This is a genomic window from Paenibacillus phytorum (assembly GCF_013141715.1).
Taxonomy (GTDB): domain Bacteria; phylum Bacillota; class Bacilli; order Paenibacillales; family NBRC-103111; genus Paenibacillus_E; species Paenibacillus_E phytorum.
In genome coordinates, this window is record NZ_WHOA01000093.1 from 27132 (window position 1) to 39335 (window position 12204).

At 43.1% G+C, this 12204-nt stretch carries 10 protein-coding genes; 4 read left to right on the plus strand and 6 right to left on the minus strand.

Annotation, left to right across the window (positions count from 1 at the left end; genetic code table 11):
* Window positions 1–16: 16 nt before the first annotated feature.
* The 3 genes from GC098_RS14005 to GC098_RS40015 all read right to left on the minus strand — a co-directional run bounded on the left by GC098_RS14005 (window position 17) and on the right by GC098_RS40015 (window position 1954).
* Window positions 17–820: a helix-turn-helix domain-containing protein gene (locus tag GC098_RS14005; protein WP_171643763.1), complete on the minus strand. Its 804-nt coding sequence runs from the start codon at window positions 818–820 to the stop codon at window positions 17–19.
* A 327-nt stretch (window positions 821–1147) separates the two neighbouring features.
* Window positions 1148–1711: an IolE/MocC family protein gene (locus GC098_RS14010; RefSeq protein ID WP_246358601.1), complete on the minus strand. Its 564-nt coding sequence runs from the start codon at window positions 1709–1711 to the stop codon at window positions 1148–1150.
* 84 nt (window positions 1712–1795) lie between these two features.
* Window positions 1796–1954 carry a hypothetical protein gene (locus GC098_RS40015; protein WP_246358602.1) on the minus strand — a complete coding sequence of 53 codons (159 nt, stop codon included), beginning with the start codon at window positions 1952–1954 and terminating at the stop codon, window positions 1796–1798.
* Window positions 1955–2264: 310 nt separating this feature from the next.
* On the opposite strand from GC098_RS40015, the gene GC098_RS14015 reads away from it, so the two are divergent.
* On the plus strand, window positions 2265–3554 hold the full coding sequence (locus tag GC098_RS14015; protein ID WP_171643764.1) for a hypothetical protein: 1290 nt from the start codon (window positions 2265–2267) through the stop codon (window positions 3552–3554).
* A 54-nt stretch (window positions 3555–3608) separates the two neighbouring features.
* On the opposite strand, the gene GC098_RS14020 is transcribed toward GC098_RS14015, so the two are convergent.
* Window positions 3609–4463: an AraC family transcriptional regulator gene (locus GC098_RS14020; protein ID WP_171643765.1), complete on the minus strand. Its 855-nt coding sequence runs from the start codon at window positions 4461–4463 to the stop codon at window positions 3609–3611.
* Window positions 4464–4690: 227 nt separating this feature from the next.
* Between GC098_RS14020 and GC098_RS14025 the strand changes: the two genes are divergently transcribed.
* From GC098_RS14025 to GC098_RS14035, 3 genes are all read left to right on the plus strand, one after another.
* Window positions 4691–5995, plus strand: coding sequence for an ABC transporter substrate-binding protein (locus GC098_RS14025; RefSeq protein WP_171643766.1), 1305 nt, complete (start codon window positions 4691–4693; stop codon window positions 5993–5995).
* Between the two features lie 102 nt (window positions 5996–6097).
* Window positions 6098–6964 (plus strand): carbohydrate ABC transporter permease, encoded by an 867-nt coding sequence (locus tag GC098_RS14030; protein ID WP_171643767.1) that lies wholly within the window; start codon window positions 6098–6100, stop codon window positions 6962–6964.
* Window positions 6965–6984: 20 nt separating this feature from the next.
* Window positions 6985–7821 carry a carbohydrate ABC transporter permease gene (locus tag GC098_RS14035; protein WP_246358603.1) on the plus strand — a complete coding sequence of 279 codons (837 nt, stop codon included), beginning with the start codon at window positions 6985–6987 and terminating at the stop codon, window positions 7819–7821.
* A 236-nt stretch (window positions 7822–8057) separates the two neighbouring features.
* Here GC098_RS14035 and GC098_RS14040 read toward each other — a convergent pair whose 3' ends face one another.
* Window positions 8058–9818, minus strand: a complete 1761-nt coding sequence (locus GC098_RS14040) for a glycoside hydrolase family 2 protein (protein WP_171643768.1) — start codon at window positions 9816–9818, stop codon at window positions 8058–8060.
* 42 nt (window positions 9819–9860) lie between these two features.
* Window positions 9861–12137 (minus strand): family 43 glycosylhydrolase, encoded by a 2277-nt coding sequence (locus GC098_RS14045; protein ID WP_171643769.1) that lies wholly within the window; start codon window positions 12135–12137, stop codon window positions 9861–9863.
* Window positions 12138–12204: the final 67 nt, after the last annotated feature.

A 12204-nucleotide genomic window follows, 5' to 3' on the forward strand; every position in this document is an offset into this window, starting at 1 on the left:
TGAATCCTCCTTGAGTTCAATATTGACCACTCCATTGTAATGCTCGAACTTCAGTTGGTGTTTTTCCAGTCTTTCGCTTTACTAATCGAGAAAAATGAAAAAGGGTGCTAAAACCACATTGACTGGCTATTTCACCTATAGATAATCCTGTTGTACGCAGTAACTCAAGGCCACGTTCAATTCGAATGGTCCATAGATATTGAATAGGTGAACTGCCTTCGTTCTCGCGAAATAGTCGAATAAGATGGCTTGGAGAAATGTTTGCAATTTGGGCCAACTTTTCCAAGTTTATCTTTTGGTTCAAATGATCACCTATATAGGACTTGACGGTCAGTATTTCTGGATTTTTGATTGCAGAGGAACGATTTTGACAATCATCTGCATAAATTTGAATAGCTGCAAGGCCGAGAATATGAAAGCTATCATAATCCGTTGTTGCGAAACTCTGGTAATTAAGCATTAAATCAATCAGTTGGTTTAAAGACGAAGAAAGTGTGCAAACGAGTGGTAGTTGATATAATTCAGGTACTATCTCCATAATATTTATCATTGGAGTGATAGTAACCCAACGGTGCCATGACTCACTTAGTTTACTAAATTGGATAGAAACAGTTTGCCCAGGGAGAATCAATAAGACGTGGCCCATGCTTACCTTGAACAAATTCCCATCAATATCCACCTCCATGGATCCAGAATGAAGTAATACTAGTTGGATTTCATTGTATAAACGTGGACCGTATTTACCTGAAATAGGATAAATAACGGTTCCCGCCATACATCTATTCATTTCAAAGTGGGGAATTTTTAAGAATGATCTCATCGAATTAGTTCCTCCTACTTTCATATTTATCTTATCAAATTATATAACGATCATACATGGTTGAGATAAGCATAATTATATCCACAATGATTATTTTTATGAATTTTCTTGGATTATTTTTGTCTGAAATTATCAACCTAATCATAACTGATGGCAGCAGCAGAATGAAATCCCTTGTCTCCAAACTCGCAAATAGGTAATCTAATTTCAATAACAGATAACCCTCTCTCAAGCAGCAATTTTAGCGTGCTTGACGAGAGGGTTTATTTTAATTCCCGCATGTTTCCGTTGTAGATCACTCGAATCGTGAGAGAACTGATCATATAGTTAATCACTGCACCAGTCTGGAAATAACGCTTCTAACCTTTTGGCATTCCACAAACAAATATCCCATAGCTCACTAACAGGTTGATTCGAGAACGGCAGCGTAGGCATATAGTTTGGTGGACCGTATTCAAGGGTAATCGAGAGAAAGGAAGCCTTGCCGGCTATACGGTTCTTCACGATTTGTCGCCACCATGCTTCATGCGCTGCTAACTCTGCCGCGTACTCGGGAGCTCCCGGGTGAGGAACTTGCGGCCCCTGACTATGCCCGACACGTGCATGTACATGAATGGTACGTTCCATCGCAAGATGCAAGACCTCCGATTGATCTTCCAGCAACGATTCACAAACACAGCACCAGTGGCTAAAATCGGCGGCGATTTTAAGTGCAGGAAATTCATCAAGCAGCGCTGCTGTATTCCAAGGCGTAAACATGGCTCGATGACGGTGAGTCTCATGAGCGACTTGGATCCCAACTTCTTCTTCTACAGCAAGCGCAGTTTGAAAGAAGCTCTTTTGTTCTTTCCACTCCATGCAGTCTCTTGCGCTATACGAAACGATAAGCACCGGATCATACTGAACTGCCTGAATGACCTGTCCGCTAAACGATCTCTCGTGATCCCCCGATGTGTATATTTGAGCAATAAATTCTTACTGATATTTTGTGAGTAGCTCACGAAACTCTTGCTCTCTTCCTGCCGAAGGAATACTCGTTTCAACTCCCGCATATCCGGCATCAGAAATCCGCTTAAATAATTGCTCATAAGAGCCCGTCATTCCCCAAGTCGATTTCATAAGTTTTAATTTCATCGTGACCTATCCTCCATTTCCTTGTGCTTCAAAAGATTGAAACCACACCAATATATATAAGAATAGAGGAAGAGCGTTAACGAAAGAAATGCATTCCATGCGCATAATAATGGACTATATGTCCAATCTCTTCCCCTGCATTCCCCACTGGTTTCCATATTGCTTCGATACAAAATTTTGAATATATAATCCATCAACAATATCATGCACTCCATTTTCTCTGCATGGAGGCAAGAGGTATATTTATGTCAGGGATAGGGTAATCAAGCATTACCTCAGCACCGAAAACTAACTTAAGAGGGGATAAGACATGTCCGACAATTTAACAAATAAGACAAACATGAAACTGAGAGACGTAGAAACGGCCAGTAAAATGATGCGGAGATATTATCGGACCGTAAAAGAAACGATGCGGGCCATGGCAGGTTATCTGCCAAAAATGTGCTGGTGGCCTGGGAAAAAATTGCTAGCCCGGCATATTTGGATGGATTCCTTACACGCTGATATGTTAAGATCCCGTACATTGGATTTACGATATCCGAGAGTGGATGTAGAAGACAATGACGATGTACATTTGCTTAGCATTTTGGAAAAACTACCTACGGCGCCCACAGACGAGCAATTTTTGAATAGCGTTTATGATGTAATCAAACCTGAGATTGTCAAGGCACTAACCCAATATTTGCAAAACTCCGATCCTCTTGACGATGCGCCTACCCATTTCTACTTTAGAAGAATCATTGATGAAATTGGCATGCAGCTGGAGGAATACCAGAATATCATGAAAGACTTTCGCGATTTCACGAATCCCGAAGCTGTCAAATGGAACCACCTTGTAAGAAGCGCTCTTTTTTCCTGCGGAGGGATTGACGGTCCCGACCGGCAAATCGACCCTTTCGCAGCCTCTTTTGTAGAAAGACCAGCTTACGAACTGCCACTGGAAGGCGGTAGAGATACATCTTGGGAAAAGGCAGTCGTACAAGTGTCCCCAAGAGCCGCAAGAAATTTTACTGAAGAACAGATTAGAGTTGCCATCGATCATGCCAATGAAGTGTGGGCATCTGAGACGCCCGCCGCTCTGATATGGGAATATAAAAACATGTCCTGGGAACTTTACTTCTGGGCTGCAAGATGGTGTTATGACGAGATGCGTCATGCAGCAATGGGGGTTGAGAGGCTTACCGCTATGGGGCTTGAGGTAGGTGTGGACTATCCAATGGTCCCTGATCACTGGCGGGCTTTTCGGGAAAGAGGTGTGAAATACCTGCTTCTTCTCCTCCATCGATTGGAACAAGGCGGGCCGATGGGAAAAGCGAAATGGAAGAAAAAATTTATCGAAATGAACGATCTTGCCGCCGCTCAAGATTGCGACTATGATTGGGCTGACGAATCCGGGCACATTTCATACGGAGTCGCATGGCTCAAAGCCGTTTTTCCGGAATGGAGCAAGGAGCGAACGATTGACGAAGGCAATAAAATAGCAAGCGAGTGGGGAGCATGGATTGGAAACCACCATAAAAACGGAACTCATGGCTACGAAATTTTTCTGGATCGAATGGACCGAAAAATGGAAGCCCTAAGCAATTCGTCAGGAAAATGAAATAGTAAGAGCAGGGTCCAGTGTAATGGAGCCTGCTCTTCTTCATACAAACCGCTAAATACTTTCACGAAATTTCTTCGCCGACACTCCAGCATATTTTTTAAACAAACGCGAAAAATAATATACGTCTGTGTACTGAAGAGACAAAGCAATTTCCTTTATGCTTGCCGAAGTATTTACCAATATTTTTTTTGCTTCGCTTATTTTCAAACGGTGAATGTACTCGTTTAAGGGATAACCTGTATGCGAACTGATTAGCCGGCGAAGTGTTGAAACCGAAAGATTATGTCTACGAGCAATCGCCTCTGCATCGATCGGATCATAAATATGATGAGCGATATCGTCCGTTACATGAAAATTTTTATTTGATTTGTTGGAAGCATGAGAACCATCTGTCATTAAGGAAAACTCATACAGAAGCGACTCCAACTGCATTGATGCACGATCCGAGTTTGCCGGTATACCGCTCTCAAGAAGTGAAGCCAAAGTCTCCAGCCTTCTAACCCATTCTGGGTCGGATCCTACCTGCATCACTTCCCCCTTTTTGATGAGACCTCTCTCCTCAAATTCCAATAGTCGACTCCCGGCTATATCTATATAATACTCTTCCCAAGAAGCGCCTTCCAAGGGGCCGTAAGCAAACTTCGCTCCGGGCCACACAAAGAACAAGCTCCCTTTATCCACTTTCTGTACAGGTTCGCCATTAACTTGATAAGTCCCTACTCCATCGGCGATATAAGCTAACGCAAAGCTTTTGAAAGTAGCGTCTTTTTGCCGGGAAATTCTCCCGGGAAGATGTCCGATTGCAGTAATAACAAGACTTTGCAAGTTGAGTTTGGATATATCCATCACTAATTCAACGATCCGAATAGGCATCGGACTGATCATATAATCCATCATCTTAGTCATCGCTTCCATTGCCTCCCCAATCGCTCATTGCTATGATTTAGGTATTGAGAGTCGCTAACTTCTTATGGCAATAGCAATTATCAGTGTAGCACGCCGCTTTCTTCGACACAATAAGGAGGTTGAAAAATGAGAATACGGATTTCACAATTTATCATCCTCTACTAAATTAGTTATTCGTGCCACTTCTTTGAAAGCGCTAACATTTACCAAATAGGAGGGTCTATCCAATGAAACAAATTATGCGCAAATTTTCTTTGTATGGTGTATTATCGCTTACGCTGCTATCCCTTAGTCTGTCCGCCTGCAGCAGCCCCGCATCCGATCCCGGAAAAACGCAAACGGAAACAAAAAAAGAAAACGAATCAAAAGGTGCAACAAAGCTGACATTCTCCAGCTTTCAGTCCGGGGATGTTGCCAAAGATTGGGAGGAAAAGCAACTTCCTAAGTTCAAGCAAGAAACAGGTATCGACATCGAGCACATCTTCATTAAACATGGAGATACGATTTCCACTCTTCTTGCCCGCAATGCGGCAGGGACGGCTACAGATGTTGCCATGTTAAGCGCAGACTATGAGAATGCTCTTGCGGCCAAAGGCATGTTGGTTAACTTGAGTGCGTTAATTAAAGAAAAAGACCCTACTTATGATCTAAGCCGATTTTTCGAGAAACTTCTCGACGCCTATAAATACAAAGGCGATCTCTACGCTCTGCCTAGTGATCTGGATTTGGGTCTGCTCTGGTACAACAAAGATATATTTGATAAAGCCGGCATCCCTTATCCAAATGAGAACTGGACGTGGGACGACTACCTGAGCGCTGCAAAAAAACTAACGTCCGGTGACGGGCCAGCCAAAGTATACGGTACCGAGTTTCCCTCCTATACGACATTCTTATGGCAAAACGGTGCGGATATGATTAGCACGGACGGCAAAACCTCTACAATCGACAGCCCTGAGGCGGTAAAAGCAATCACGTTCGTTGCGGATCTTGTCAATAAACATAAAGTTGCGCCTAAGCCGGGTTCAGATGAAGACAAGTTCCAGAATGGCAAAGCAGCAATGACGCTTGGCAGCGGTCCCTGGTACGCTCACTACGTACTTAAAGATGTGAAATTTAACTGGGGAATCGCTCCTTTGCCTAAAGGTGACAAGAAAGCAACGACAGCTTATGGATCTACGTTCGCCATCATGTCTACGTCCAAAAATAAAGATGAAGCTTGGAAGTTTATGAAGTGGTTTTTATCAGATGAACAGCAGTTTATACGTGCCAAGCAGTTCTCATGGTTCCCTCCGACCCGTTCAGTAGTTCAAATGCCTGAATTTGGTGATAAATCCGTACTTAAATTGACCAAGGAGCAAAAGGATCTGGTCATGAAAGAAACGACGTATGGCCGCGCACCGGTCGTCGTAGAGAAGCAAAACGAAGTGAAACAAATTATGGATCGTGAACTTTCTCTAGTATGGTCCGGGGAGAAGAAACCGGAAGATGCCACCAAAGCGATAAAAACAGAAGTTCAGCCATTATTAAAATAATCATACAAATCCGTTGGACCAGTATGTTCATACCGGTCCAACACCTTTGACATTAGGATCGGGGTGATTGAGATAAACATTCTAACCAAAAACAAACTTACCATGATGCATGTCTACGGATATTTGTTTATTTTGCCCGCTTTCGTGCTCATGATCGTCTTCTATATATACCCGATATGTTCAGGGTTATGGCTTAGCTTTATGGAATGGGACGGAGTGAAAGAAAAAACGTTCGTTGGATTGGCAAACTATGCCGATTTGCTGCGGGATAAAAACTTTATAACTTCTTTCATAAATACCATATATTTTGTAGCAGGCACGGTCCCACTTATTGTCATCTTATCTTTGATTTTCGCCGTATTGCTGAACATGAGAATCAAAGGCATTGTTTTTTTTCGCGGTGTATATTTTCTGCCCACCATTACTTCGGGTGTAGCAATCGCTGTCATTTGGAAATGGATTTACAAATCCGATTCTGGGCTCTTAAACAGTGTGTTATACCAATTGGGGCTCCCTATGCCAGACTGGCTCAATAATAGTAAATATGCGATGCTTGCTATCATTATCATGAGTATATGGAAGTCGCTCGGTAGCAATATCGTCATTATGCTTGCAGGCCTGCAATCGATCCCCAGCTCCCTATATGAGGCTGCCCAAATTGATGGCGCTACAAATTTCCAAAAATTTAGGTATATTACGATCCCTTTGGCTTCTCCAACCTTATTTTTCATTTCCGTAATATCCATTATTAATTCTTTTCAAGTATTTGAGCAGGTGTTGGTTTTGACCAAAGGAGGTCCCGGGAACGCCACTCTTGTCATGGTCTACTATATTTACCGACAAGCTTTTGAAAATTTCCGCATAGGTTATTCTTCGGCAATGGCTTATGTCTTGTTCCTCGTCATTCTAGCCATCACCGTCATACAATGGATCGGACGAAAGTATTGGGTTCATTCCGAAGTCGAATAAAGTTGAAGGGAGGTTAAGGCATGACTTCAAAAACCGCTACAGTTCGTGCAGACATGCTTCTCGTTTATGTCGTCCTTATTGCATTTGGCATCCTTATGGTCGTGCCTTTTGTTTGGATGCTGTCCACATCTTTGAAAGACAACTCGCTCATTTTTTCATTTCCTCCTAAATGGATACCGGATCCGATAAAATGGAGAAACTATCAAGAAGCAGCATCGTCTTTCCCATATTATCAATACTTTTGGAATACATTCTACATTACGGCTCTTACGATTGCAGGCGTTCTCTTAACCTCAGCACTGGCTGGCTATGCCTTTGCTCGCATGCAATTTCCTTTGCGAAATCAATTATTTCTGGTTGTATTATCGATCATGATGATCCCCGGTCAAGTCATCATGATTCCGATCTTTCTTCTGGTCAAGGATTTAGGCTGGATGGACTCTCATCTCTCCCTAATCGTCCCGAGTTTGGTTTCTCCATTCGGTATATTTCTGATGCGTCAGTTCTATTTGTCCATGCCTAAAGAACTGGAAGACGCCGCTTCCATAGACGGTTGTAATCCTATTCGCACATTTTTCTCTATTTTTCTACCGTTGTCTAAACCTGCTCTTGCTACGATAAGTGTGTTCACGTTCATAGGGACATGGAATTCATTTCTATGGCCATTACTGCTTATCAGTACAAAATCTAAGCAGATCCTTACGGTAGGTCTTCTTCAATTTCAGAACATGTATGCTACGCAATATAATTTGTTGATGGCAGCCACGTTGCTTGTTTTGCTTCCTGTGTTTCTTGTTTATATGTTCGCACAACGCTATTTCGTTGAAGGCATCGCAGGATCCGGTGTTAAGGGTTAACCCATCGTTGGTCGTTCATGTTAAAAAACCAGGTCACATGATGAGATTTCTCATAATATGATCTGGTTTCATTTGCCAACATAATTAGCCCTATATAAGAACGTTTGTTTTTATTATTAAATATCAGCGACGTATTGGTTATGCAATCTGAATTTTCGAAACTAGAGTGGGTGGGGAGGATATCTAGTAAAAAAGAACATGGCTTCACAAACAAGCCGTGTCCTTCTTTTTATACCTTAAGCAAGATTAATTTCTTTTATCAGTTCGAGTGGTATCTTAGGCTTCCGATCCTCTGTAAGCAATCCGTTGACTTCCTGTTGAACATCGGTTATTTGGGTGTAACAATATCCACTAATATAATCCGTATCTTTAATCGCTTGTGTAATGTTTCTAAAGCGCTCGATAAAGGCTTCCTCATTCTCAACCTGATTTCCATAGCCCCAGCCTTTCCCTGTGTTAAAAGCGATACCTCCGAATTCAGTGATCATAATTGGTTGGCCACGATAGGCGTATCCTTGGGCAATGGCATATTTCCCGTTATTGAATGAGAATTCGTTGTTCAGGAGTCCATCTTTGTCTGTATAACGCTTTAAAAATGCAGAGCCTTTCTCCTCATAATCATGTAATGTCAAGATGTCTGAAACGGTGTGCTCCCAGCCATCATTTACGATAACAGGCCGATGCGGGTCTAGTGATTTGGTCAAGTGATAGATGCTTTCCGTAAACTTTTGTTGTCTCAAGTTGGTGTAAATTTGTGCAATCCCCCATGATTCATTAAAAGGTACCCAGGTCACAATACTAGGGTGGTTGTACTGCTGGCGGACGATCTCCACCCATTCCGATGTGAACGTATCAATCGCCTCATCGTTAAACTCAAAGGTTGCCGCCATTTCGGACCAGACCAGCACACCTTTCACATCACACCAGTAAAGGAACCGGGCATCTTCAATCTTCATATGCTTCCTTACCCCGTTGTAACCCATAGCCAAAATTGCATCAATGTCTTCAATCAATGCCTCTTCCGATGGCGGAGTCAAGTGACTATCTGGCCAGTAACCCTGATCAAGAATAAGACGTTGATATATCGGCGTATTGTTAAGGAGTACTTTTCCTTTTTCAATCGAAATTTTTCTCATACCGAAGTAAGAATATACATGATCAATGATGATGTCATCTTCATAAAGAATAAATTCAACATCGTATAAGTTAGGGTTATGCGGTGACCATGCTAATACCTTCCAAGGCCCATTCGCTTCATGTAATAAATTCATATCCAGTTGGAGCCACGGGCGATCGATAACCAGACTCGTTTGCTTAAGAACTTTATCCTTCAAGCTAATCCGAGTTTCCAGACGGAGTTGTTTCGATTTGGCAGCCATGTGCGCCTGATATTCAAAGCGAACTGAATAATTATCGAGATCAGGCGTCATCTTAACAGATTTTAAATACGAGGTCGCTACATACTCAATCCACACACTTTGCCAAATGCCTGTTGTCTGCACATAAAAGCACTCAAAATTATCATCAACCCAACGCTGCTTGCCTCTTGGCTGTGTACAGCTTTGTGAGTCTTCCGCTTTCAACACGAGAGTATTGGATTCGCCAAATAGAAGATACGGTGTAACGTCAAAAGAAAATGCAGTGTATCCCCCTTGATGTTGTCCAACCATGGTTCCGTTAACCCATAGCTTTGCTATATAGTCTACAGCTTGAAAATGAAGGATAACACGGTTCCCTTCTTGCTCCTTCGGGATAACCAAAGCACGCTCATACCATACATTCGGGTGAAACTTCTCTTCTCCAATCCCACTCGCCTTCGTTTCATAAGTGAACGGAACTGTTATTTTGCGATCTCCGTTAAGCTGTTTATACCACTTTTCGATTTCCCCTACATTATCATCGTCAAAACGGAAATCCCATTCCCCGTTCAAATTGAGCCAGGAATCACGAACGAATTGAGGTCTTGGATAATCTTTGATATACATCTTAGTTGTCATAACTACACTCCTCTATCTTCCCTGTATTTATAACTTCGCATTTCACTTCGAAACAGAAACTTGATGAAAAATAATATCGGAATGGTTGGAAAGCAGACCGATTTTGCCATGTGTATAAGCTCTCGGATCAAGATAATCGAGAACAGGATCCGTTGATCCATTCCAATATACACGTATTCGATTGCCGGTAACCTGAACGTTCATTCGATAGCTCGTATCTTTTTGAATCGATAGAGGCACGGTTTTCAAAATCTCCTGTTTTCCGTAATTCACTTTTTTCAACGAAAGTCCATCTTGGTTCACAGACGCATAATAACCTGTGAAGGCATCTTGCACTTGATGCGGATAGTAAGATTCATGAACAGATCTGATCAGCAAGCCTGCATCGCTTGTCGGTGTCGTGGGGAAAATGAACTCCGCATCCATCCGGTAATCCGTCCAGTCTTCACTTCCCGCGAATGTTTTTATATATTCGTGAGAGCGAGTTTCATAACCGCCATCTACAGGAATCCACATGCCCACCATCCTTTTAGGCACATTGTCTATTGGAGAGAACGCTTCATCACCCGGATAGAACGTCATCGTCTTGAACGAAAGCGAACCTTGGACAACTTTGATTTTCAGGTTTGCGTAGCCTTCTTTCAATGCCATACTCCCGATGCGTGTTCGTTCCCAAGTTTGATCAGCTTTGTTCCGCTTTGGTACGATAAACCGCTGCTTTTCTGCTCCAGCAGCTATTTCTATCGTTGTCTCCGCATCCGATGGCAGCATATCCAAATCAATGCCGTAGGTTCCTGCCTGCTTCACCTGTATAGGATACTGCAGCCAATCTCCGGCCTTCGGCAAAACAGCTGCCATACTGCCATCATCCGCTGCAATTCCTCGATGCTCATTGGCTAAGGAATCTGAATAACCACGGTTCTTATCTTTCAAATAATGTACCGCTTCGACACTCCCTGGGACAGGCTTGACGGTTTCATAATCACTGCTTCCACCCGCATCATTGCTATAAGCCGTGAACAACATAGCAGGAGCGGACTTCGATGCAGAAGCATAGATGTAACCAATTTTACCTCCGGCAATCTGCCTATCTACCTCTAGCTTATGCATATTGTCCCAATAAACCTGAATCTTGCCATTTACATTTGTTACCCGAATCGTATGCAGTTTTGTTAAATCCGTTTCCTTTGGGATTTGAGCTTTTCCGACAAGGTCCATCTTACCCTCATTAACCCGCTGTACGATGAGCTCATGACTTTGCGAATCCACGTCCGTAAACATAAAATTCCGCTCATTCTCGTATGCAAATACAACGCCAATATGGGAAGAGCTTTCGTCAGTCGACAATGCGCGGAAATTATACTCAGCTGTAAATGCCTGTTCCGTTGTAGAGTCGCTCACTACAATCGTTTTGTCACGCAATTGCTCTTGTTTCCAACCAACCGTACTTCCGGGAACCACTTCTTTGGCCGAAAAGTCAGGCATTTTGGCAACAGGACGTGACATCGCGAAGGTAGGACCGAGTAGAGACATACGATCCCCATTAAACTGCAAACGGTCGATATTAAGCTTGCGTACAGGCGGGCCTGACGTCGATGCGCCTTCCAGATTGTGATACACCAAATAATAGGAATCCAGATCCGGCCCTAGAACAGTAGAACTGTGACCTAGTCCATTAAATTTATCGTCCGTGCTGATCACGAATGGATTGTTTTCCAGCGTCCGATACGGACCTAAGGGTCCTTGATCAGAAATCGAATATTGAATTCGATAACCTGTGCTGAAGACATGATTACCGGTATAAGTAATTAGGTATTTCCCTTCTCTTTTCCAGATCGATGAGCCCTCTGTCCAGTGCTGCAAATAGGCTTCCGGGATCAGCTTATCGGGGCCAAACGTATAAGGATCTGACATTTCGTTAGCCAAAATACCTCGACCGGAAGCATGTGTAAAGTACCATTTCCCATCGTCATCAATAAATACAGAGCCATCGATCGACATCCCCAGATTATCCGTTTGGACCGTAAAAGGGCCTGTGGGACTCTGGCTGCGGAGCACATAATGACCGCCGCCTCCCGGTGAAGTGTACATGTAGAAGTAACCGTTCCAATAGACGACCTCCGGCGCATACGCCCCTTTTGTTATTAGCTCCTCGGTAACGAGTCCTTCCGGCTTCCAATTCACTAAATCCGCAGAACTCCACGCTTTTACTCCAATTTGATCATCCTGGGTACTGCAGTACAAATAGTACATACCGTTGTAACGGAGAACGAATGGATCGCCAATACCATAATCCTCCCACTCTTCAGCTAATTCCATGGGATTACTATAAGTGGGAACTTGACGCCAGCGTTCGAGCTCCATTCTCTTAGGTCCCTCTCCCTGA